At 61.9% G+C, this 23239-nt stretch carries 24 protein-coding genes and 1 tRNA gene; 3 read left to right on the top strand and 22 right to left on the bottom strand.

Annotated features, from left to right (window positions below):
* On the top strand, positions 1 to 1062 hold the full coding sequence (locus NKJ80_RS20925) for an ABC transporter ATP-binding protein (protein ID WP_023819932.1): 1062 nt from the start codon (positions 1 to 3) through the stop codon (positions 1060 to 1062).
* Positions 1063 to 1109: 47 nt separating this feature from the next.
* On the opposite strand, the gene NKJ80_RS20920 is transcribed toward NKJ80_RS20925, so the two are convergent.
* A tRNA-Lys gene (locus NKJ80_RS20920) sits at positions 1110 to 1185 on the bottom strand.
* Positions 1186 to 1507: 322 nt separating this feature from the next.
* Here NKJ80_RS20920 and NKJ80_RS20915 point away from each other — a divergent pair.
* Positions 1508 to 2008, top strand: coding sequence for a BA14K family protein (locus NKJ80_RS20915; RefSeq protein WP_023724353.1), 501 nt, complete (start codon positions 1508 to 1510; stop codon positions 2006 to 2008).
* A gap of 91 nt (positions 2009 to 2099) precedes the next feature.
* Here NKJ80_RS20915 and glpK read toward each other — a convergent pair whose 3' ends face one another.
* From glpK to NKJ80_RS20830, 17 genes are all read right to left on the bottom strand, one after another.
* Positions 2100 to 3593, bottom strand: a complete 1494-nt coding sequence (glpK, locus tag NKJ80_RS20910; RefSeq protein WP_352498237.1) for a glycerol kinase GlpK — start codon at positions 3591 to 3593, stop codon at positions 2100 to 2102.
* A gap of 89 nt (positions 3594 to 3682) precedes the next feature.
* Positions 3683 to 5410: an ABC transporter substrate-binding protein gene (locus NKJ80_RS20905; RefSeq protein WP_023670978.1), complete on the bottom strand. Its 1728-nt coding sequence runs from the start codon at positions 5408 to 5410 to the stop codon at positions 3683 to 3685.
* A gap of 77 nt (positions 5411 to 5487) precedes the next feature.
* Positions 5488 to 5775: a DUF2160 domain-containing protein gene (locus NKJ80_RS20900; RefSeq protein WP_023670977.1), complete on the bottom strand. Its 288-nt coding sequence runs from the start codon at positions 5773 to 5775 to the stop codon at positions 5488 to 5490.
* Between the two features lie 67 nt (positions 5776 to 5842).
* On the bottom strand, positions 5843 to 6757 hold the full coding sequence (locus NKJ80_RS20895; protein ID WP_023670976.1) for a carbohydrate ABC transporter permease: 915 nt from the start codon (positions 6755 to 6757) through the stop codon (positions 5843 to 5845).
* A gap of 1 nt (position 6758) precedes the next feature.
* The gene (locus NKJ80_RS20890) at positions 6759 to 7625 is read right to left on the bottom strand and encodes a carbohydrate ABC transporter permease (RefSeq protein WP_023712374.1); all 867 of its coding nucleotides are present in this window, start codon (positions 7623 to 7625) and stop codon (positions 6759 to 6761) included.
* Positions 7626 to 8717 (bottom strand): ABC transporter ATP-binding protein, encoded by a 1092-nt coding sequence (locus tag NKJ80_RS20885; protein WP_023730147.1) that lies wholly within the window; start codon positions 8715 to 8717, stop codon positions 7626 to 7628.
* A 10-nt stretch (positions 8718 to 8727) separates the two neighbouring features.
* Entirely contained in the window at positions 8728 to 9807 is a 1080-nt protein-coding gene (locus tag NKJ80_RS20880; protein ID WP_023696518.1) for an ABC transporter ATP-binding protein, read from the bottom strand.
* Positions 9808 to 9845: 38 nt separating this feature from the next.
* Positions 9846 to 11366 carry a glycerol-3-phosphate dehydrogenase gene (glpD, locus tag NKJ80_RS20875; protein ID WP_352498236.1) on the bottom strand — a complete coding sequence of 507 codons (1521 nt, stop codon included), beginning with the start codon at positions 11364 to 11366 and terminating at the stop codon, positions 9846 to 9848.
* Positions 11367 to 11483: 117 nt separating this feature from the next.
* The gene (locus tag NKJ80_RS20870) at positions 11484 to 12251 is read right to left on the bottom strand and encodes a DeoR/GlpR family DNA-binding transcription regulator (protein ID WP_023734329.1); all 768 of its coding nucleotides are present in this window, start codon (positions 12249 to 12251) and stop codon (positions 11484 to 11486) included.
* Positions 12252 to 12366: 115 nt separating this feature from the next.
* Positions 12367 to 12813, bottom strand: coding sequence for a hypothetical protein (locus NKJ80_RS20865; protein WP_155923318.1), 447 nt, complete (start codon positions 12811 to 12813; stop codon positions 12367 to 12369).
* Between the two features lie 14 nt (positions 12814 to 12827).
* Entirely contained in the window at positions 12828 to 14243 is a 1416-nt protein-coding gene (locus NKJ80_RS20860; protein WP_023688617.1) for a pyridoxal phosphate-dependent decarboxylase family protein, read from the bottom strand.
* Positions 14244 to 14333: 90 nt separating this feature from the next.
* Positions 14334 to 15065 (bottom strand): proteasome-type protease, encoded by a 732-nt coding sequence (locus NKJ80_RS20855; RefSeq protein WP_023684646.1) that lies wholly within the window; start codon positions 15063 to 15065, stop codon positions 14334 to 14336.
* 32 nt (positions 15066 to 15097) lie between these two features.
* Positions 15098 to 15892 (bottom strand): transglutaminase family protein, encoded by a 795-nt coding sequence (locus tag NKJ80_RS20850; RefSeq protein ID WP_023739978.1) that lies wholly within the window; start codon positions 15890 to 15892, stop codon positions 15098 to 15100.
* Between the two features lie 85 nt (positions 15893 to 15977).
* A complete protein-coding gene (locus NKJ80_RS20845; RefSeq protein ID WP_352498235.1) occupies positions 15978 to 16919 on the bottom strand; it encodes an alpha-E domain-containing protein in 942 nt (313 codons plus the stop codon).
* A gap of 168 nt (positions 16920 to 17087) precedes the next feature.
* A complete protein-coding gene (locus NKJ80_RS20840; protein ID WP_023688618.1) occupies positions 17088 to 18500 on the bottom strand; it encodes a circularly permuted type 2 ATP-grasp protein in 1413 nt (470 codons plus the stop codon).
* A gap of 273 nt (positions 18501 to 18773) precedes the next feature.
* The gene (locus tag NKJ80_RS20835) at positions 18774 to 19010 is read right to left on the bottom strand and encodes an Lrp/AsnC family transcriptional regulator (protein ID WP_023670963.1); all 237 of its coding nucleotides are present in this window, start codon (positions 19008 to 19010) and stop codon (positions 18774 to 18776) included.
* A gap of 68 nt (positions 19011 to 19078) precedes the next feature.
* A complete protein-coding gene (locus NKJ80_RS20830) occupies positions 19079 to 19690 on the bottom strand; it encodes a DsbA family protein (RefSeq protein ID WP_023700783.1) in 612 nt (203 codons plus the stop codon).
* A 193-nt stretch (positions 19691 to 19883) separates the two neighbouring features.
* Here NKJ80_RS20830 and NKJ80_RS20825 point away from each other — a divergent pair, with 193 nt between their 5' ends.
* The gene (locus NKJ80_RS20825; RefSeq protein WP_023684643.1) at positions 19884 to 20306 is read left to right on the top strand and encodes a DUF4864 domain-containing protein; all 423 of its coding nucleotides are present in this window, start codon (positions 19884 to 19886) and stop codon (positions 20304 to 20306) included.
* A 6-nt stretch (positions 20307 to 20312) separates the two neighbouring features.
* Here the strand turns inward: NKJ80_RS20825 and tgt are convergent, their stop codons facing one another.
* From tgt to NKJ80_RS20805, 4 genes are read right to left on the bottom strand one after another with little or no spacing between them, the layout of a single operon-like run.
* A complete protein-coding gene (tgt, locus tag NKJ80_RS20820) occupies positions 20313 to 21443 on the bottom strand; it encodes a tRNA guanosine(34) transglycosylase Tgt (protein WP_023706199.1) in 1131 nt (376 codons plus the stop codon).
* Entirely contained in the window at positions 21436 to 21705 is a 270-nt protein-coding gene (locus NKJ80_RS20815) for a hypothetical protein (protein ID WP_023684641.1), read from the bottom strand. Before NKJ80_RS20815 ends, tgt begins: the two co-directional genes overlap by 8 nt.
* The gene (gene queA, locus NKJ80_RS20810) at positions 21695 to 22783 is read right to left on the bottom strand and encodes a tRNA preQ1(34) S-adenosylmethionine ribosyltransferase-isomerase QueA (protein ID WP_352498234.1); all 1089 of its coding nucleotides are present in this window, start codon (positions 22781 to 22783) and stop codon (positions 21695 to 21697) included. Before queA ends, NKJ80_RS20815 begins: the two co-directional genes overlap by 11 nt.
* Positions 22783 to 23232 (bottom strand): DMT family transporter, encoded by a 450-nt coding sequence (locus NKJ80_RS20805; RefSeq protein WP_023706196.1) that lies wholly within the window; start codon positions 23230 to 23232, stop codon positions 22783 to 22785. Before NKJ80_RS20805 ends, queA begins: the two co-directional genes overlap by 1 nt.
* Positions 23233 to 23239 lie beyond the last annotated feature (7 nt).

Genomic DNA, 23239 nt, shown 5'->3' with positions numbered 1-23239 from the left:
ATGGCATCGGTAACAATCAACAACGTTCAGAAGGCTTTCGGAGCCGCCAAGATCATCCACGATGTCAGCGTCGACATCGCCGATGGCGAATTCGTCATCCTGGTCGGGCCGTCGGGCTGCGGAAAGTCTACGCTGCTGCGCATGATTGCCGGACTGGAAACGATCACGGGCGGCAGGATCGCCATTGGCGATCGCGTCGTCAACAATCTCAGGGCGCGCGACCGAAACATCGCCATGGTGTTCCAGAACTACGCGCTCTATCCGCATATGACGGTGGCCGACAATATGGGCTTTGCCCTGAAGATCAAGAAAGCCGATCCGGCCGACACCGCCGGCCGCGTCGGGAGGGCCGCCAGCATTCTCGGCCTGGACAAGCTGCTCGACCGCTATCCGCGTCAGCTTTCCGGCGGCCAGCGCCAGCGCGTCGCCATGGGCCGCGCCATCGTGCGCGACCCGCAGGTGTTCCTGTTCGACGAGCCGCTGTCCAATCTCGACGCCAAATTGCGCGTGCAGATGCGCGGCGAGATCAAGGCGCTGCACCAGCGGCTGGGAACCACCACCATCTACGTCACCCACGACCAGATCGAGGCCATGACCATGGCCGACAAGATCGTCGTGCTGCATGACGGCCTTGTCGAGCAGATCGGCGCGCCGCTCGATCTCTACGATCGCCCGGCCAACCTCTTCGTTGCCGGCTTCATCGGCTCGCCGGCGATGAATTTCATTCGCGGCCATGTCGAGGAAGGTGTTTTCCGCAGCGCCGGTGGACTGATCTTGCCGCTGCCGGAAGGCATCGACCTGGCAAACATACCCGGCGGCGACCTCATCTACGGCATCCGCCCCGAACACATCCGAGCGACGACCGCCAAAGGAATCCCCGGCACGATCGTGCTTCTGGAAGCAACGGGTTCGGAAATCTTTGCCAGGGTCGACTGCGCCGGAGAAGAAATCTCCTGCCTTTTCCGCGAGCGGCTGGCACTGAAACAGGGCGAGCAGATGCGCATCGAGATCGACCGCGCCTGCGCTCATCTGTTCGACGTCAAGACCGGGCGGCGATTGTAGGGGGCGATGGGGGCTGCTGACAGGGCAACTTCCGCACGAAATATTTCTGGTGAGCGCGTCGGGGTTCGAACCCGAGACCTACTGATTAAAAGTCAGTTGCTCTACCGGCTGAGCTACGCGCTCCCGCGGGCTCTAAAGGCCGCCCTCGAAATTGCGCGGAACATAGGGAGAGTGCCGCGACCGGTCAACCGGAAAAAGATGGCCCTTCGACCGGGGTTTCAGCCATCGCCAGACGCGCCGCAAATTGCGTCGTCACCAGCCCGGTGAGCCGCTCCCGCAACGTGGTCGCCGCTTCGATCTGTTGGCGCGCGAGACGCGCCTTTTCTCACGCGCCGAATTCGAGAAACATTACAAATCAGCAACTTACTGTTTTGGTGGGAACCATCGCACGAGCGGGCCGTTTTCGTCTCACAAGGGACGTCAACCACCCTTCAAGGAGAAGATCATGAACAAGATCGCAACGGGTCTACTGGCGACCACCCTGTCAATTTCGTTTGCCGCGGCCGCCGCTATGCCGGCCAATGCCGCCCAGATGTTCGTGCCCCAGTCATCAGCAACTTCGTCCGACATCGTGAATGTGGGCGATTCTCGTCATGACAACTGGCGGTGGATGCGCCACGGCAACCGCAATTCCGGCAATCGCGATTTCCGCGTAGGCCGCCAGTTCTCGCGCAACAATGATGGCGGCAGCTATTGGAATGGCCATCGCGGCTATCGCGAATATCACCGCGGCTATCGCCGTCACGGCGACTACTGGTTCCCGCTGGCTGCCTTCGCCACCGGCGCCTTGATCACCGGTGCGATCGTCAACAGCGAGAACAACCGCGTCTACGGCGGCGATGCGCATGTGCAGTGGTGCTACGACCGCTATCGCTCCTACCGCGCCTCGGACAACACATTCCAGCCCAACTACGGCCCTCGGCGGCAGTGTAATTCGCCCTATTGATGTGTTTAGGGCGAAGTTAGGGTAGGACGGAGCCTGCGCCGGCAACGGGCGCGGGCTTCGTCTTTTCGCGGACTTGGTCTTAAGTGCGAAATCAGGACGCGCTCAATGTCCGGCGCACCGCGTCGCGCCAACCCGCCAGTTTTGCCGAGCGGGTGTCGGCATCCATCTCCGGCTTGAAGCGGCGCTCGAGCGCCCAACTCCTGGCAAAATCCTTCGCCTTCGGCAACACACCCGCCTTCGAGCCGGCAAGCCACGCTGCGCCCAGCGCCGTCGTCTCCAGAATGGTCGGGCGATCGACCGGGGCATCGAGGATATCGGCCAGCCGCTGCATGGTCCAGTCGGAGGCCACCATGCCGCCGTCGACGCGAAGCACGGTTTTGGCCGATGCCCCCTTCCAGTCCTTACGCATGGCGTCGAGGAGATCGCGCGTCTGGTAGGCGACGGATTCAAGCGCCGCGCCGGCGAACTCCGCCGGGCCTGAGTTGCGCGTCAGCCCGAAGATCGCGCCACGCGCTTCGGCGTCCCAATGCGGCGCGCCGAGACCGACGAAAGCCGGCACCAGATAGACGTTCTGCGTGGGGTCGGCGGTTGCCGCCAATACGCCGCTATGCTCGGCCTTGCCGATCACCTTGATGCCGTCGCGCAGCCATTGCACGGCGGCACCCGCGATGAAGATCGAGCCTTCCAAGGCATAGGTAGTCTTGCCGTTCAGCCGATAGGCGATGGTGGTCAACAGCCGGTTCTTCGAGCGCACCAGATCGGCGCCGGTGTTGAGCAGCGCAAAGCAGCCGGTGCCATAGGTCGATTTCATCATGCCTGGCTCGAAACAGGCCTGGCCGATGGTCGCTGCGTGCTGATCGCCGGCCACGCCAAGGATTTTGATTTCGGCGCCAAACAGGCTTTTTTCCGTCACGCCGTAGTCGTCGGCGCAATCCTTGACCTCAGGCAGCATCGCCACCGGGATGCGCAGGATGGAGAGCAGCTCGTCGTCCCAGACATTTTTCTCGATGTTGTAGACCAGCGTGCGCGAGGCGTTGGTGGCATCTGTCGCATGCACCTTGCCGCCGGTCAGCCGCCAGATCAAAAAACTGTCGATGGTGCCGGCGAGCAGTTCGCCCTTTTCGGCGCGCTTTCTCGCACCGTTCACCTTGTCCAGCATCCAGGCGATCTTGGTGCCGGAGAAATAGGGATCGAGCAGCAGGCCGGTCTTTTTGGTGAACTTTTTCTCCAGGCCGTGTTTCTTCAGCTTCTGGCAGAGCGGCGCGGTGCGGCGGTCCTGCCAGACGATGGCATTGTGGATCGGCTTGCCGGTCGCCTTGTCCCAGATGACGACGGTTTCGCGCTGGTTGGTGATGCCGATCGCCGCCACATCCGAAGCCTCGCGGCCGGCGGCCTTCAGCGCGCCTTTGACGGTGGCGACGACGCTTGCCCAGATCTCTTCCGGATCATGCTCGACCCAGCCGGAGGCAGGATAATGCTGCGTGAATTCCTGCTGCTTGCTGCCGGCGACCTTCATCGCGCCGTCGAACAGGATCGCCCTGGTCGATGTCGTACCCTGGTCGATTGCAAGGATGTATCCGGTCATTAGTCCTCCCGGTAGCTCGCCTATACAAACAGGGGAGACGGCAAGATGCCGCCTCCCCGTTCACTATGATCCTGGCGCGTACGCCAAGATTACTTCTGCCAGCTCTTCACCAGTTCGTCGTAGTTGATGGTGATCGGCTTTTCCTTCTCGTTTTCGATCTTCAGCTGAGGCGCGAGATTGCCGTTCTTGACCGCGTCGGCGTTCCAGTAGGCGAGGTCATGCTCTTCGGCCATCTTCGGGCCGATATCGCCCTGGACGCCCGACTTCTCGATGCGGGTCATGACTTTTTCCTGCTCGGCGCAGAGCGAGTCCATGGCTTCCTGCGCCGTCTTGGCGCCGGACGAGGCATCGCCGATCGCCTGCCACCAGAGCTGTGCCAGCTTCGGATAATCGGGCACGTTGGTGCCGGTCGGCGACCACTGAACGCGGGCCGGCGAGCGGTAGAACTCGATCAGACCACCGAGCTTCGGCGCACGTTCGGTGAAGCTCTTGTCGTGGATCGTGCTTTCGCGGATGAAGGTCAAGCCGACATGGCTCTTCTTCACGTCGACCGTCTTCGAGGTCACGAACTGCGCGTAGAGCCAGGCGGCCTTGGCGCGGTCGGTCGGCGTCGACTTCATCAGCGTCCAGGAACCCACGTCCTGATAGCCGAGCTTCATGCCGTCCTTCCAGTAGACGCCATGCGGCGACGGGGCCATGCGCCACTTCGGCGTACCGTCGTCGTTCAGCACCGCCTTGGCGCCGGCGTCTACCATCGAAGCGGTGAAGGCGGTGTACCAGAATATCTGCTGCGCGACCGCACCCTGTGCCGGCACCGGGCCGGATTCGGAGAAGGTCATGCCCTGGGCTTCGGCCGGAGCGTAGGCCTTCAGCCAGTCGAGGTATTTCTGGATCGAGTAGACGGCAGCCGGGCCGTTGGTGTCGCCGCCGCGCGCCGTGCAGGAGCCGACCGGCTGTGATTTCTCGTTGACCTTGATGCCCCATTCGTCGACCGGCAGGCCGTTCGGCAGGCCCTTGTCGCCGTTGCCGGCCATCGACAGCCAGGCATCAGTGAACCGCCAGCCGAGCGACGGGTCCTTCTTGCCGTAGTCCATGTGGCCATAGACCTTCTTGCCGTCGATCTCGCGGCCGGTGAAGAACTCGGCGATGTCCTCATAGGCCGACCAGTTGACGGGAACGCCGAGGTCGTAGCCGTATTTCGCCTTGAAGTCGGCCTTGTTCTTCTCGTCGTTGAACCAGTCGTAACGGAACCAGTAGAGGTTGGCGAACTGCTGGTCGGGCAGCTGATAGAGCTTCTTGTCCGGCGCGGTGGTGAAGGAGGTGCCGATAAAATCCTTCAGGTCGAGGTTCGGATTGGTAACGTCCTTGCCCTCGCCCGCCATCCAGTCGGTCAGGTTGCGGACCTGCTGGTAGCGCCAGTGGGTGCCGATCAGGTCGGAATCGTTGACCCAGCCGTCATAGAGGTTCTGGCCGGTCTGCATCTGGGTCTGGATCTTCTCGACGACGTCGCCTTCCTGGATGACGTCATGCGTGATCTTGATGCCGGTGATGGCGGTAAAGGCGGGCGCCAGCACCTGCGATTCATACTGGTGGGTGGCGATGGTTTCGGACACGACCTTGATGTCCATGCCGGCGAAAGGCTTCGCGGCATCGATGAACCACTGCATTTCTGCTTCCTGGCCGGCGCGGTCGAGCGTCGACAGCGGGCCGATTTCCTTGTCCAGAAACGCCTTGGCCTCATCCATTCCGGCGTAGGCGTTGCCTACCCCGAGCAACAGGACAAGGGCAGTTGTTGATGTTAAAAATTGCCGTCGCATAGGTTTCCTCCACATTTAGGTTTCAAGTGCGATCTGGAACGGCCGCCGGCACGCGGTCGATCCAACAGTTTCCCCCTCTATACGTAGCGGAACACGCCGACGGCGTAGACCACGGAGAGAGCGAGAGCCCACCACAGGTTGGATCCGACAAGACCCAGCCAAGCGAGATGGATAAAGGCGCTGCCAAGCAGCGACAGAAAAAGACGGTCGCCGCGCGTCGTCTCGAAGCGCAGGATGCCGACGCGCGGATTGCCGCCCGGCGAGGCAAATTCCCAAAACGCCATGCCGCACAGCAGCAGAAGAATGGTGCCGAAGAACGCCGCCGTCGGCCACGTCCACGCCATCCAGGTGAGGTCGAGATTCATGGTGACACCCTCCCCGGGGCAAAGCCCTTGGCGGTGGTGGTGAGGATGAACCCGTGCGTTTGTTTCATCACACCCTCCCCAGGGCGAAGCCCTTGGCGATGTAGTTGCGGACAAACCAGATGACGAGCGCGCCGGGGATCAGCGTCAGCACACCGGCTGCGGCGAGCAGGCCCCAATCCATGCCGGCGGCCGAAACGGTGCGGGTCATGGTGGCGGCGATGGGCTTGGCATCGGTGGTCGTCAGCGTGCGAGCGATCAAAAGTTCGACCCATGAGAACATGAAGCAGAAGAAGCAGGCGACACCGATGCCGCTGGCGATCAGTGGCATGAAGATCCTGACGAAGAAGCGCGGGAAGGAGTAGCCGTCGATATAGGCTGTTTCGTCGATCTCTTTGGGCACGCCCGACATGAAGCCTTCGAGGATCCACACCGCCAGCGGCACGTTGAACAGGCAGTGCGCCAGCGCCACCGCGATGTGGGTGTCGATCAGGCCGAAGGCCGAATAGAGCTGGAAGAACGGCAGCGCGAACACCGCCGGCGGCGCCATGCGGTTGGTCAGCAGCCAGAAGAACAGATGCTTGTCACCGAGGAAGCGGTAGCGCGAAAAGGCGTAGGCCGCCGGCAGCGCCGCAGCCACGGAAATCACCATGTTCATAACAACATAGGTGATCGAGTTGATGTAGCCCGAATACCAGGACGCATCGGTGAAGATAGTGACGTAGTTGGCGATCGTAGGCTGATGCGGATAGAGCGTCAGCGAGGAGACGATCTCGGCATTGGTCTTGAAGCTCATGTTGATGAGCCAGTAGATCGGCAGCAGAAGCACGATGATGTAGATCGTCGGCACGATCCACCACCAGCGCGATTCCTCGCCGCGCTTGCGCATCAGCCGGGCGACCTGATCCTGCGAAAGCGTGCTCGCCAATTTTCCCGAAGCGGTGGTTTCGCTCACTCTGTCGGCTCTTTCGTTGGCGCCGCTCATCTCAGCGCTCCGCGTCGTAGTTGGTCATCACGGTGTAGAACACCCACGACAACAACAGGATGATCAGGAAGTAGACCAGCGACATGGCGGCCGCCGGACCGAGGTCGAACTGGCCGAGCGCGGTCTTGACGAGGTCGATCGACAGGAAGGTGGTCGAGTTGCCGGGGCCGCCGCCGGTGACGACGAAGGGCTCGGTGTAGATCATGAAGCTATCCATGAAGCGCAACAGCACGGCGATCAAAAGCACACGCTGCATCTTCGGCAGTTGGATATAACGGAACACCGCCCAGCGCGAGGCGCCGTCGATCTTGGCCGCCTGGTAGAAGGCATCCGGGATCGAAACCAGGCCGGCATAGCAGAGCAGCACGACAAGGCTGGTCCAGTGCCAGACGTCCATGATGATGATGGTGACCCAGGCGTCGAACGAATCCTGCACGTAATTGTAGTCGATGCCGAGCGCGTTGACGTAGTAGCCGAGCAGGCCGATGTCGTTGCGGCCGAAGACCTGCCAGATGGTGCCGACGACGTTCCACGGAATGAGCAGCGGCAACGACATAAGCACCAGGCAGACCGGCACGCCCCACCCCTTCTTCGGCATGTTGAGCGCGATGAATATGCCGAGCGGCACTTCGATGGCCAGGATGATGAAGGAGAAGATCAGGTTGCGCACCATCGCTTCCCAGAAGCGGCTGGACGACAGCAGTTCCTCGAACCACTGGGTGCCTGCCCAGAAGAAGACGTTGTTGCCGAAGGTGTCCTGCACCGAATAGTTGACGACCGTCATCAGCGGAATGACGGCCGAGAACGCCACCAGCACCAGCACCGGCAGCACCAGGAACCAGGCCTTGTTGTTCCAGGTCTTTTCCATCTATGCCCCCATCTCGACACGCCCCATCTCAACCAGCCAGGAATCGGCATAGATGTTGATGCCGGCCGGATCGAAGCGAACCTTTGGGTCGGCCGGCACGCTCTCGTCCTCGCCGATGACGGCAGCGATCTCGCGGCCTTCGAGGCTGGCGCGCACCACCTTGTGGCGGCCGAGATCCTCGACCTTGCTGATTTTAACCGCCATGCCGTCACGGCCGAGCCTGACATATTCGGGGCGGATGCCGAGTTCGATGGCGCCGGAGCTCCCAGCGGCGGTCTTTGGCGCGCCGGGCAGCTCGATGCGCTGGCTGCCGATCGTCGCGGTCTTGCCGTCGATCGCCACCGGCATGACGTTCATGCCGGGCGAGCCGATGAAGTAACCGACGAATGTGTGGCGCGGGCGCTCGAACAATTCGGCCGGCGTGCCGATCTGGACGATGCCGCCATCATACATGACGACGACCTGGTCGGCGAAGGTCAGCGCCTCGGTCTGGTCATGGGTGACATAGACCATGGTGTAGCCGAAGCGGCGGTGCAGTTGCTTCAACTGCGAGCGCAGCACCCACTTCATGTGCGGATCGATAACCGTCAGCGGTTCGTCGAACAGGATAGCATTGACATCCGAGCGCACCAGGCCGCGGCCGAGCGAGATCTTCTGCTTCTGGTCGGCGGTCAGGCCCCTCGCCTTCTTCTTCGCCCACGACGCCAGGTCGATCATCTCCAGCGTCTCGCGCACCTTGCGGTCGACATCGGCCTCCGGCACGCCGCGGTTGCGCAGCGGGAAGGCAAGATTGTCGTAAACGGTCATGGTGTCGTAGATGACCGGGAACTGGAACACCTGCGCGATGTTGCGCTCCTGCGTCGACAGATTGGTGACGTCCTTGCCGTTGAACAGCAACTCACCGTGCGAGGGGTGCAAAAGTCCCGAAATGATGTTGAGCAGCGTGGTCTTGCCGCAACCCGAAGGCCCAAGCAGCGCGTAGGCGCCGCCATCCTCGAATGTGTGGTGCACTTCCCGCAGCGCAAAATCGGCATCCTTCTGCGGATTGGGCAGGTAGGAGTGCCTGACATGGTTGACGTCGATGCGCGCCATCTCTCCCCCCTCAGGCCGCAAGCTTCGGCGCGGCGACGGCGCTGCCGTTGCTGTCGAAGACCATGATGTGACGCGGATCGATAAACACCTCGATCTCGGCGTCGGGCTCGAAATCGCGGATGCCGTGGGTCAGCATGACCCAGCGCGCATCGGCAAAATCGAGATGGATGAAGCTTTCCGAGCCGGTGATCTCGGTGATCGTCACCTTGGCGCGCACAGGCACCGCGGCAGCGTTGGGCCGCTCGAGCGACAGATGATGCGGCTGGAAGCCGATCGTGTAGTTGGCGTCGGAAATGCCGGCGAGTTCGGCCGGTACCGGCAGCTTGACGCCGCCCTCGAGAAGGAAATCGGGACCTTTCTTGGCCAGCACGATGGTGTTGAGCGGCGGATCGGCAAAGGTTTTCGCCGTCACCAGGTCGATCGGCTTGCGGAAGACGTCGATGGTCGGCCCGAATTGGGTGATCCGCCCCTCGGACAGCGTCGCCGTATTGCCGCCGAGCAGCAAGGCTTCATGCGGCTCGGTCGTGGCGTAGACGAAAATGGTGCCGGCGGCGGCAAATATCTTGGGCAGCTCGGCGCGCAACTCCTCGCGCAGCTTGTAATCCAGATTGGCGAGCGGCTCGTCGAGCAGCACCAGACTGGCATTCTTGACGATGGCGCGGGCCAGCGCCGTACGCTGCTGCTGGCCGCCGGACAGGCTGAGCGGCGTGCGGTCGAGATAGGGTGTGAGCTTCAAAAGCCCTGCCGCGTTGCGGACTTCTTTGTCGATCTTGGCCTGGTCGGTGCCGGCGACGCGCAACGGCGAGGCGATGTTCTCGTAGACGGTCATCGCGGGGTAGTTGATGAACTGCTGATAGACCATGGCGATCTTGCGCTGCTGCACCGGCATGCCGGTGACATTCTGGCCGTCGAACCAGACTGAACCGGTGGTCGGCACGTCGAGTCCGGCCATCAGCCGCATCAGACTGGTCTTGCCCGACAGTGTCGGCCCGAGCAAAACGTTGAGCGAGCCGTGCTGAAGCGTCAGCGACACGTCGCGGATATGCTCCACCGCGCCGACCATCTTCGTCACGTTTCTCAGTTCCAGCATGATGCCTCCTCCCAGGCTTTGTGCATCAATCGCCTTCCCTATTCCGCTGCCGCGACATGGCGCCGGCTGATGCCGCGCATGAATTCGTCAAGCGCCGAGGCCTGTTCGCGGCTGAGATGCAGACCCCGCTTGGTGCGACGCCACAATACATCTTCGGCGGTCAGCGCCCATTCATTTTCGCTGAGGTAGCGTACCTCGGCCTCATAGAGATCAGCGCCGAAATTGCGGCCGAGATCGGCGTTCGACTTGGCAAGGCCGAGCAGCACTTGCGCGCGCGTGCCGTAAAGCCTGGTCAACCGACGCGCCAGGCGCTGGTCGAGGAAAGGATAGGCGCTCTTCAGCTTCGCCACCTGGACGTCGAAACCGGTGGCCGGGAAATCGCCGCCCGGCAAGGGCGCGTTCGCCGTCCACGGCTTGCCGCGCTTGCCGAGAAAACCTTCGACCTTTTCCAGCATCGATTCCGACAACCGGCGGTAGGTGGTGATCTTGCCGCCGAAAGCGTTGACGATCGGCGCCTTGCCCCCGCCGCCATCGGCTTTCAGCACATAGTCGCGGGTCGCTTCCTGCGCCTTCGAAGCGCCGTCGTCATAGAGCGGGCGCACGGCCGAATAGGTCCAGACGATGTCGGGACGCGTCACGGCTTCAGCAAAATATTCGCTCGCCGCCGCGCAGAGATAGTCGATCTCGGTGTCGCTGATCTTCACGTCATGCGGATCGCCGGGATAGTCGCGATCGGTGGTGCCGATCAGCGTAAATTCTTCCTCGTAAGGGATGGCGAAAATGATGCGCCCGTCCTTGTTCTGGAAGAAGTAGGCGCGCGGATCATCGAACTTCTTTTTGATGACGATATGACTGCCCTGCACCAGGCGCACATTGTGCACGTCGTTCTGGCCCACGGTGGTCGACAGGACGTGGTCGACCCATGGACCGGCGGCATTGACCAGCAGCCGGGCCTTGACCTCCTCGGCCTCTCCCGTCTGCACGTCTTCCACGCGGATCGCCCACAGATCGCCTTCGCGCCGCGCCCCGACGACTTTCGTGCGGGTGCGGATGGTGGCGCCGCGGTCGGCGGCGTCACGCGCGTTCAACATCACCAGCCGGGCATCGTTGACCCAGCCGTCCGAGTACTCGAAGGCCTTGTGAAATAGCGGCTTCAGAGGCTTGCCGGCCGGATCCTTGGACATGTCCAGTGTCCGGGTAGCCGGCAGCAATTTGCGGCCACCAATATGATCGTAGAGGAACAGGCCGAGCCGGATCAGCCAGGCCGGGCGCAGGCCCTTGGCATAGGGCAGCACGAAGCGCATCGGCCAGATGATGTGCGGCGCGTTCTTCCACAGAACCTCGCGCTCCATCAGCGCCTCGCGCACAAGCCGGAACTCGTAGAATTCGAGGTAGCGCAGGCCACCATGGATCAGCTTGGTCGAACCGGAGGAGGTTCCGCTGGCGAGGTCGTTCATCTCGGCGAGAAATACCGAAAAGCCCCGCCCAACGGCGTCGCGGGCGATGCCGCAGCCATTGATGCCGCCACCGATGACGAAGATGTCACGGACTGCGTCCACAAATCCCTCCCGCGATTTCGCATTGCAGCATTTTTGAGTTGTTACGAAACCGTATCGGGATTATTTCGAAATAAGAACGAATGTCAAACGAAATGTAACGGGACCGTGATCGATAGCCTAGCCGAGCGAAGTTTCGATCAATTGAACCTCCGCTTCCTCGCAGATCTTACGCACCGACGGGATGTCGCAACGGTCGGTGATGAAGGTGTTTACCTGCGAGAGATGGCCGATGCGAACCGGCGCGGTTCGTTCGAACTTGGTCTGGTCGGAGACCAGGATGACATGCCTGGCATTGGCGATAATGGCTTGCGCGACTTTCACTTCGCGAAAGTCGAAATCGAGCAGCGCGCCGTCATGGTCGATGGCCGAGGCGCCGATCACCGCATAGTCGACCTTGAACTGCCTGATAAAATCGACCGCGGCCTCGCCGACAACGCCGCCGTCGGAGCCGCGCACGACGCCGCCGGCGATTACCACCTCGATCGAAGGATAGATGCGCATCCTGTTGGCAACATTGATATTATTGGTGATGACCATGAGCCCGGTATGGTCAAGCAGCGCCTTGCTGACCGACTCGGTCGTGGTGCCGATATTGATGAACAAAGATGCGTTGTCGGGTATCAGCCTGGCCGCCGCGCGGCCGATCGCCTCCTTCTCGTCGGCGGCAATCTTGCGGCGCGCCTCATACTCCATGTTCTCGATGCCGGACGGGAACAAGGCCCCGCCATGAATGCGCGTCAGCAGCCGCTGATCGCAGAGATCGTTGAGGTCCTTGCGGATGGTCTGCGGCGTCACGTTGAAGTGCGTGGCGAGGCCATCGACCAGCACACGGCCATGGTCCTTCGCCATCTGGATGATTTCGGCATGGCGCGGCGACAAATACACTGAGAACCTCCCGTTTTCGTTTTTCTTGTTTGTAGCTGAAAACGAAAGCAATGAAAAGGGAGACGCCGGCTAATGAAATATCGATGATTGCAAAGGCGAACCGGGCAGATACGGCTCAGACCCGCTCCGCCACCTTGCGGGTGACAGCCGCGACTTTACCTGGCGAGCGGATCATCAGGAAATTGCCGGACCAGTATCCCGGGATTCGCCAAGTGCCTTTGATCTCGGTTGCATCACCGTTGATGATGCCGCTGTAGTGAATCGGGTGCGCCTTCAATTGGGCCTTGTCGTATGTCTTGGTAAAGGAGACGGCGTTGCCCTCTCGCTGCCCCTGCAGGCTTGCGTATCTTGCCGTGCTGGTCGCCGCCGGTTCGTGGGTCATCCCCGTCAAGCTGGTTGCCGTCTCGATCAGCGTTGCAACGAAGGAAACCGGCGGCAGTTCGCGCGGATAGAAATAGCGCCCGCTCCAGACGCCCGTCAGATTCTGGCTGACCCCTTCAGCCCTTCCGGCCATATGCTTGCTCGCAAATCCTTGCTGGCTTGCCCCGGCGGCGGCAACCACCCGGGCAATCCCTGTCAGTCCTTCGGGGATCTTGCACACTCGCAGATGACAGTGAAGGCGGTATCGACATCGGCCGCGGTTGTCTCGAACTGGCCTGCCTGGAAGCGGATGGCGACCCGCCCATCGACACGCGTCTGCGTCAGGTAGATACGGCCGTCATTGTTGATGGCGTCGACCAGACGCAGATTGTGCTCGTCGCAGTCAGCGCCGGATGCGGCGCGATGCCGGAACGAGAACAGCGACAGCATCGGCTGGCTGGCGAGCTCGAAATCCTCCTCCTCGGCCAGGCGCGCTGCTATGCCTTCGCTCCAGGCGACGTGATTGCGGATCATGGTGCGCAGCGCCTCGAGGCCATGGGCGCGCAGCAGGAACCACAGCTTCAGCGCCCGGAAGCGACGGCCGAGAGGCACCGACCATTCGGAGTAGTTGATGATGCCGTCATGGCCGCGAGTTTTCAGATAGTCCGGCTTGATCGCCAGCGTGCGCACGAGATCCTCCGGCTGGCGGACGAACTGGATCGAGCAGTCGAATTGCGCGCCCAGCCATTTGTGCGGGTTGAAGACGATCGAGTCCGCGCCCTCGACACCGGTCCAGAAATGCCGGTATTCCGGACAGATCATCGCCGATCCGGCCCAGGCGGCGTCGATATGCAGATAGAGCCCCTGGCGTTTGGCCACCGCGGCCACTTCAGCGATGTCGTCGGTGCCGCCGGTGCTGGTGCCGCCGACGCACGCGATGATGCCGGCCGGCAATAGGCCGGCGGCGCGGTCGGCAACAATCGCCGCTTCCAAAGCCGCGGTATCCATGGCGCGGTAGGTGCCAGCGACGGGAATGCGGACGAGGTTTTCCTCGCCAATGCCGGCGACCCAGATGGCGCGGTCGATCGAGGTGTGCACCTGGTCGGAGGAATAGACGCGCAGCCTGCCCTGCCCGGAAAGACCCTTCTTGTTGCCCTGCCAGTCGAGCGTGCGCTCGCGCATGGTCAACACGGCGGCCAGCGTCGCCGATGATGCGGAGTCCTGGATTACGCCGGAAAAGCCTTCGGGCAGGCCGAGCGCCTGGCGCATCCAGTCGACGATGCGCGTCTCAAGCTCTGTCGCCGCCGGCGAGGTCTGCCACAGCATGCACTGCGCGGCCATCGCAGAGACCAGATATTCGGCCACCACCGAGACGGGTGCTGCATTGGCCGGGAAATAAGCAAAGAAACGCGGATGCTGCCAATGCGTCATGCCGGGCACGATCTTGGCTTCGAAATCGGCGAAGATCGTCTCCATCGATTCCGCGGCCTCCGGCGGAGAAGCTTCGATGCTCCTGAAGATCTCGCCCGGCGCTATGGCAGGTCGCACGGGCCGATCGCGAAGGCCGGCGCGGTAATCAGCGCCCCAGTCGGCGGCGCGCCTCGACCAGTCGCGGAATTGCTCGTTGTCCATGGATCCTCCCGACGCGCCGATCAGCCAGCCGTTTGAATTTTGATTAACATGTTAAACTAGAGACAGGCAACCGCGACGAAGGTTCCCGCGCTACCCCGGAAAATCCGGCAGGCTGGCAAAGGCCGTCTTCAACGCGTTCGACCAGCCTTCGGAAATAGCACGATAATATCGATCGTCCTGGCCGATGCGCTTTTTCAAACCCACCGTGAACGTGTCCTCCTCCAGGAACAGCAGGTCGAGAGGCAGGCCGACGGACAGGTTCGATTTCAGCGTCGAATCGAACGATACCAGCAAGAGCTTGACGGTTTCAGCCAGGCTCATCGTCCTTTCATAGGCACGGATGATGATCGGCTTGCCGTATTTGGTCTCGCCGATCTGGAAGAACGGCGTGTCGTCGGTCGATTCAATGAAATTGCCCTCGGGATAGATCATGAACAGCCGTGGCGGGCTGCCCTTGATCTGGCCGCCGAGGATGAAGGAGGCGTTGAAATAGGAATCCGCCTTTTCGCCGGCAGGCGACGAGCTGGCGATGACTTCCTTCACGGTGTCGCCGACCAGCCGCACCGTCTGGTACATGGATGGGGTCTCGAGCAGCGTCGCGTGGCGTTCCGCCACCGCCTTGGTGCGCTCGTCGAGCAGGCTGACCACGGCCTGCGTCGTAGCCAGATTGCCGGCCGACATCAGTACGATGACGCGCTCGCCTGGCTCTTCCCAGACATGCATCTTCTTGAAAGTGGAGATCGAATCCATCCCTGCATTGGTGCGCGTGTCCGACATGAACACGAGCCCACGATCGATCTTGAGGCCGACGCAATAAGTCATGGAATCTCTTCAGGCAGCAATCTTGCCGGAGACTACTGCTCTACCGTGACGGTGACTGCAAGCTGTTCCTCCGCCTGTCCCAGTCGAATTCCCGACACCGGCGAGGCGTCGCGATAATCACGGCCGGTGGCTACCCTGACATAGCGTTCATCGGGGGAAATGCCGTTGGCGGCGTCGAAGGCGACCCAGCCGAGACCCTGAACATGGGCTTCGGCCCAGGCATGGCTTGCCGCCTGCTCGATGGCCGCATCCATCATCAGATAGCCACTGACATAGCGGGCCGGAAAACCCATGACGCGGGCTGCGGTGACAAAGATGTGGCTGTGATCCTGGCAAACGCCGGTCTTCAGCGCCAATGCCTCTTCCGCCGGGGTCGTCACGCTGGTGGTGCCCGGCGTGTAGGCGACGCGCTCGACGATTAGGGCCATCAGCCGATGCAGCCTTTCGATGTCGGTACCTTTGCCGACCGCCGCGGCAAGCTCGCTTATGCCCTCGCCGGGGATGGTCAAAGCTGTCTCCTGGCTGAACAGCCACAGTGGCGCAAAGCCGTGATGCGGACCCGAGACGCCTGCTGTGTCGCGCGTGACAACCTCGCCGGAGGCCTCGACGGTGATGAAGTCGCGCTCGCCATCGACGCTCAACAGCCTGTTATCGTTGCCGAAATGGTCGTTAAAGCGGACTTCCTCGCGCGCGCCCTCGATCTTCAGCGCCCAGGACAAGACGGTCTGCGTCGGTCCGCTGACCGGTAACAGGCGCAGCCGCTGCAACAGATAGTGCACCGGCGCGTCGTAGCGGTATTCGGTACGGTGGGTGATCTTGAGCCGCATGCCTATTTTCCGTTTGTAAGCATGATCTTATCCGAAAACCGGGTCCCACTTGTCGCTAGCGCGGCCCTCCGGTTCGCGATCATGCTCAATTGAACCGGTAATCTTGTGCGATCTCTTCGCCAAGCTTGGTGTTGTCTTGAATGAACCTGGCCAGGAATTCGTGCAGGCCGGCGTCGAATATGTCCTTGATCGACCCTGCCTGCAGCATCGCCTGTGTCCTGTCGACGGTGGCGTGGCAGGCATGACGGTCGCCATAATCGTCGCCGAGGAACTTCAGATGCTCGGCGAGAAAACGATAACAGAAGGTCAGCGAGCGCGGCATGCGCACATTGAGGATCAGATAGTCGGCAATGTTGGTCGGTTTGTAGTCGGCCTCATAGACCCAGCGATAGGAACGGTGCGCCGACACCGAGCGCAGGATCGATTCCCACTGGTAGTTGTCGAGGCTCGAGCCGACCCAGGAGATCGACGGCAGCAGCACGTAGTATTTCACGTCGAGGATGCGTGCCGTGTTGTCGGCCCGCTCGACATAGGTGCCGAGCTGCGAGAAGTCGAAGATCTCGTTGCGCAGCATCGTGCCGTAGAACGAGCCGCGGATCAGCGCCGTCTCGCGCTTGATGGCGTCGAGCACACTCGGCAGGTCGCGCTCGTCGATCGGCTTTGCCAGCATGCGCTTCAGGGCCATCCAGGCTTCGTTGATGCTCTCCCACGTCTCGCGCGTCAGCGCGGTGCGCACCATGCGGGCATTGTTGCGAGCGGTCTCGATCGCCGACATCGTGCTCGACGGGTTCGAGGTGTCGCGCAGCAGGAAGTCGGCGACGTTGGCGGCGGTATAGTCATTGTATTTCTGCGTGAAGGTGACGTCGGAGCCGGCGCTGAGCAGCACCGAATTCCACTCTTCCGACGCGCTCTGGGTGCGGGTCAGCGCCATGCGAAGGCCGGCATCGACCAGACGCGCCATGTTTTCCGCCCGCTCGATATAGCGGTTCATCCAGTAGAGCCCGTTGGCGGTGCGGCCGAGAAGCATGTGAAGTGGCCCTTCGGGGCTAGTGAGTAGGGAATAGTGAGTAGGGATTAGTAAGCATTTGAATCTCTGTGGAATATGGCATTTCTTGTCCCTCTACTGCCTACTGCCTACTGCCTACTGCCTACTGCCTACTGCCTACTGCCTACTGCCTACTGCCCTATTCCCTACCTAATCGTCCAACACCCACGTATCCTTCGTGCCGCCGCCTTGCGAGGAATTCACGACCAAAGAACCCTCCTTCAGCGCCACCCGCGTCAAGCCGCCGGGAACGATCTGGATTCGGTCGGAGACCAGAACATAGGGTCGCAAGTCGACATGGCGCGGCGACAGGCCTTTTTCTGTCAGGATCGGGCAGGTCGACAGCGCCAGCGTCGGCTGGGCGATGTAGTTGGAAGGCTTCGCCTGCAGCTTCTTGGCGAAATCCTGGCATTCCTTCTTGGTCGCAGCCGGCCCCACCAGCATGCCGTAGCCGCCGGAGCCGTGCACTTCCTTGATGACCAGCTCATGGATGTGTTCGAGCACGTATTTCAGGCTGTCGGGCTCCGAGCAGCGCCAGGTCGGGATGTTGCCGAGGATGGCTTTGCGGCCGGTGTAGAACTCGACGATGTCGGGCATGTAGGAATAAATCGCCTTGTCGTCGGCGATGCCGGTTCCCGGCGCGTTGGCGATGGTGATGTTGCCGGCGCGGTAGACGTCCATGATGCCGGGCACGCCAAGGGCCGATTCCGGCCGGAAGGTCAGCGGATCGAGGAAGGAATCGTCGACGCGCCGGTAAAGCACGTCGATCTGCTTGTAGCCTTCGGTCGTGCGCATGGCGACGTGGCCGTCTACAACGCGCAGATCCTGGCCTTCGACCAGTTGCACGCCCATCTGGTCGGCGAGGAAGGCATGTTCGAAATAGGCGGAGTTGAAGCTGCCCGGCGTCAGCACGGCAATGGTCGGTGCCCCCTTGGTGCTTTGCGGCCGCACTGCCGCCAGCGACTGGCGCAGCAATTGCGGATAATTCTCCACCGGCCGCACCTTGATCTGCTGGAACAGCTCGGGAAAGAGCTGCATCATCGTCTCGCGGTTCTCCAGCATGTAGGAGACCCCCGACGGCGTGCGCGCATTGTCCTCCAGCACGTAGAACTCGTTCTCCGAGATCCGGACGATATCGACGCCGATAATGTGGGTGTAGACGCCGGCCGGTGGCCGCACTCCGATCATTTCCGGCAGGAACGCCTCGTTCCTGGCGATCAGCTCCCTCGGCACGCGGCCGGCGCGCAAGATTTCCTGGCGGTGGTAAATGTCGTCGAGGAAAGCGTTCAGCGCCTGCACGCGCTGCTCGATGCCTTGCGTCAGCCTTCGCCATTCATTGCCGGAGATGATGCGCGGCACGATGTCGAAGGGGATCAGCCGCTCGGAGGCTTCCTGCTCGCCATAGACGGCGAAGGTAATGCCGGTCTTGCGGAAGACGCGCTCGGCGTCCTGCATCTTTTCGGTAAGCCTGGCCGGATCCTGCTCCTTCAGCCAGCGGTCGTAAGCCGTATACGGTTGTCTCAGCCCGGAAACTTCCGGAAGCATTTCATCGAACGCTGCCAATCGCATACTCCCCTGTGACGCCATTTCACTGGCGTCGCGGGAGAAAATCAAGCGCAATCGGTGATTTGGAGGATATCGGCGATCAGTATGTTTCGACTGCCCAAAATTCGGGCAGTCGGAACGGGACCTTAATCAGGCTCTGCCTTGTCGCCGGGCAAGTGCCTGATGCGGCCATAGCAGTTCACCGTTTCATGGCAACGGCGACCTGCCATGGCTTTTTGCTTCGACGCAATTCCGGACGGAAAACCGCTTCACACTTTTCCTGGAATTGCTTTAGAAAGCGCGGAAAGTGACGACCGTGAAGGTGTCCTTGATTCCGGGAATAATCTGTACCTTCTCGTTGACGAAGTGACCAACATCTTCCTCGTCGTCGACGTAGAATTTGGCAAGCAGGTCGTAATTGCCGGCGGTCGAGTAGATTTCCGAGGCGATTTCGGCATCGGCGAGCGCGCTGGCGACCTCGTAGGACTTGCCCAGATCGCACTTTATCTGCATGAAAAACGTCTTCATTGCCGGTCCCGATCAAGCTTCAGCACACAAGCGGCCCTTGTGGCAGACTGCCGCCCGGCTTTCAAGCATCAGGCCGAGCGCGCCTTGGCGACGGCTTGTCTCAGTTCGGACACCGGCATGCCGCGCCGATACAAGTTGCCGCCGATGACCAGGGCTGGCGTGCCGCGCAGCTTGAACGCCGTCGCCTGGACTTCGGTGCGGACAAGGGCAGCGTCGATATCGGGTTCACGGATGGCGAGGTCGGCACGCACCATCGCCACATCGACACCGACGGAAGAAAGGATGTCGTTGGTGCGGCGTTCCGAAAGGCCGCGCTGGTTGGTCATCAGCGCATCGACCGCCGCGCCATAGTGTTCGCCGCTCAGCAGCGTCACCCGCGCCGCGTCGCGCGACACGTCGCCGAAGATCGGCCAGTCCTTCATCACAAGCCGAACGCCGCTGTCCTCTTCCATCAACTTCTTCAGTTCGACGAAGACGAGCTTGCAGATCGGGCACTGATAGTCGACGAATTCGGCGATGGTGACGTCGCCATCGGGGTTGCCGAGCGCTGGAATGGCGGGATCAAAGGCGACTTCCGTGACGGTCGGCCCAGTGCTTGCCCAGGCGGGCAAGGGGGCCAAAACTGCGAGGCTTGCCGCGCCCTTCAGCAAAAGGCGCCGGTCGATCGGCTGCTTGAACATGGTCGTCCCCTGGTTGCGCGAACGGGTCCCCACCCGTCCCTACGATGCGCGCCCCGCGTTAAAGGAGGCTTAAGCATGATCATGTGGCACTTGCGTGGCGAATATTGCGGTTGCTGAAACCGTGAGGCTCCGCAAAGCGTATGGTATGATGCGTCCCGGGACAGGTTTTGTTGGGGGACAATGGAGACAGGCCATGCGCCGCACCGCATTCGCAGTTGTTTCATTGCTGTTCGCGTTGTTCGTGTCGGCAGCCCTTGCCGGCGACGCCGAAGTCAAGGCCGGCCAGGCCGTCATCGATGGTCAGTTGAAGGCGCTCATCGCCAATGATGGCGCCAAGGCGTACAGTTTCGCCGCTCCAAATGTGAAGCGCATCTTTCCGACCGTCGACACCTTCATGAACATGGTGACCAACGGCTATCCGCCGGTGCGCCAGCCGCAGAGCTATTCCTTCGGCAAGGTCGAGCAGATGGGGCCAACTTCGCTAATCCAGCAAGTGCTGATCGTTGGGCCCGACGGCAAGGACTATGAGGCGGTCTACACGCTGGAACAGCAGCCCGACGGCAGCTTTCAAATCACCGGCTGCAGCTTGCGCGCAGCGAATTCGCTCAGCACCTAGATGTGCTTATAGCACCGGAATATCGCCCCTCGCCCATCCCTCTGAAATGTCTGATGTGCGCGCCTCGAAGGCCTTTGCCTCGATCGCGGCGCGAACGTCCTGCATCAGCTTCTGATAGTAAGACAGGTTGTTCCACGTCAGAAGCATCGCGCCCAGCGCCTCCTGCGAGCGCACGAGATGATGCAGATAGGCGCGTGAATAGTCGCGTGCCGCCGGGCAGTCACTCTCCTCGTCCAGCGGCCGCGGATCGTCCGCATGGCGGGCATTCCTGAGATTGACCTTGCCGCGCCTGGTATAGGCCAGGCCATGGCGGCCGGCGCGGGTCGGCATCACGCAGTCGAACATGTCGATGCCGCGCGCCACCGATTTCACGATGTCGTCCGGCGTGCCGACGCCCATGAGATATCGAGGCTTGTTGTCAGGCAATTCCGGACAGGTGATCTCCAGCATATCCAGCATCACCGCTTGCGGTTCGCCGACGGCCAGGCCGCCGACCGCATAGCCCTTCAGCTCCATCGCGCTCAGCGCCTGCGCCGAACGCACCCTGAGAGCTGCGTTGTCGCCACCCTGGACGATGCCGAACATCGCCTTGCCGGGCTGATCGCCGAACGCTGTCTTGCAGCGCTCGGCCCAGCGCAGCGACAGCTCCATCGCGCGCTCGATCTGCTTGAGGTCGGCCGGCAGCGCTGTGCATTCGTCGAGCTGCATCTGGATGTCGGAATCGAGTAGGCCCTGGATCTCGATCGAGCGCTCCGGCGACATCTCGTAGGCAGCGCCGTCAATGTGCGAGCGAAAGGTGACGCCCTTCTCGGTCAATTTTCTGAGCTTCGACAGCGACATGACCTGAAAACCGCCACTGTCGGTCAGGATCGGCTGCGGCCAGCGGGCGAATTCATGCAACCCACCAAGCCGCGCCACGCGCTCGGCGCCGGGGCGCAGCATCAGATGATAGGTATTGCCCAGGATGATGTCGGCGCCGACGCCGCGCACCTGGTCCATATACATGGCCTTGACCGTGCCGCCGGTGCCGACCGGCATGAAGGCCGGCGTGCGGATTTCGCCGCGCGGCATGGTGATGGAACCGCGCCGCGCCTTGCCGTCGGTGGCGAGGATCTTGAAGGTGAATGTCTCAGCCATTGAATTCCTTGTCATGGACAGGCGCGCCTGGCGCCTGCCTGTCGAGCGACTGGCGGTATTGGATGCAGCCGCGCATGAATTTCGGCCATGGCGGCACGGCAATCGATGGATCGGTCTTTTCCGGCAGCAGGTCCCACAGGTTGGGATGATGCCAGCATAAATCATGGCCGGTAGAATCTCGATGCTGGCGTATGCCGGCACGGAGTTTCTTCACTTCGGCGATCAGGCTCTCGCGATCAAAGGCTTGCAGATCATCGTCCATCGCTCATCTCCGCTCGATAAAGCAGGCTTGCATCTCCGTAGGAATAGAACCTGTAATTGTTCCCGATGGCATGAGCATAGGCCGCACGCATCGTATCTAGGCCGCTGAAGGCCGAAACCAGCATGAACAGCGTCGAACGCGGCAGATGGAAATTGGTCATCAGCAGATCGGCGGTGCGGAAGCGATAGCCCGGCGTGATGAAGATGTCGGTCGGGCCGGACCAGGCGGTCAGCGAGCCATCAGGCCGTGCCGCGCTCTCCAGCAGGCGCAGCGAGGTCGTGCCGACAGCGATGATGCGCCCGCCCCGCGCCTTGGCGCCATTCAGAGCGTCGGCTGTTGCTTCGCTGACCGAGCCGGTCTCGGCATGCATCTTGTGGTCAGCGGTGTCGTCCGCCTTGACCGGCAGGAAGGTGCCGGCGCCGACATGCAAGGTGACGAAGCGGCGTTCGATGCCTTTTGCATCCAGCGCGGCAAACAGCTCCGGCGTAAAATGCAGGCCTGCGGTGGGGGCAGCGACTGCGCCCTCCTCCTTGGCATAGATTGTCTGGTAATCCGTCAGGTCGCGTGCGTCGTCGTCGCGCTTGGAGGCGATATAGGGGGGCAGCGGGATGTGGCCGACGGCGCGCAGCGCTTCGTCGAGAAATGGGCCGGAGAGGTCGAAGCCAAGCAACGCCTCGCCGGCGTCGCCCTTCTCGATCACCTTGGCGTCGAGTTGGCCGAGAAAACAGGAATTGCCGTCATGGCCGAAATGGATGCGGTCGCCGGCGGCGACGCGCTTGCCCGGCCGCATGAAGGCCAGCCAGCGGTCAGGCGCCATGCGCATATGCAGCGTGGCGTCGACCTGCGCCTGCGCTTCGCCGCGCCGCCTGATGCCTCTTAACTGGGCAGGAATGACCTTGGTGTCGTTGAAGACCAGAACATCGCCAGCCCTGAGCAAGGACGGAAGGTCGCCAACCGTGCGATCCGAAAGACCCTCGCCCGGCCTGACCACCAGCATTCTGGCGCTGTCGCGCGGCTCGGCCGGGCGAAGCGCGATGCGCTCCTCAGGCAGGTCGAAGTCGAAGAGGTCGACGCGCATCAGTAGAGCCGGACGAGCAGCGCTCCGGCCAAGAGCAGCAACGCGCCAGCGATGCGGCCGAGCGAAATCTCGCGCACCGCCACGCCGAGGAAGCCGACGCGATCGATCAGCATGCCGGCCAGCAACTGGCCGGCAACCAGGAACGCCATCAACGCGGCTGCACCAATGCGCGGCGTAAGAATGGTTGACAGGGTGACATAGAAACCGCCGAGCATGCCGCCGGCGATGAACAGCCAAGGCGCCGGCGCCTTCCAGTCGAGCGAGATGTCCTGCAGCCGCACAACGGCAATGGAGATGATACCAAGCACGATCGCGCCCGACAGGAACGAAAACGCAGCAGCCGCGACCGGGAGCCCCAGGCCGCGCGCCAGCTGCGAGTTGATCGGCGCCTGGACGGCGATGAAGGCGCCTGACAGGATGCCGAGCAGCGACCAGACCACGCCCATCATCTTCGTT

The sequence above is a fragment of the Mesorhizobium sp. M0030 genome, from assembly GCF_040323695.1.
GTDB lineage: Bacteria > Pseudomonadota > Alphaproteobacteria > Rhizobiales > Rhizobiaceae > Mesorhizobium.
Note: the sequence above shows the minus strand (reverse complement) of the source record. Positions and strands in the feature narration are given on the sequence as shown.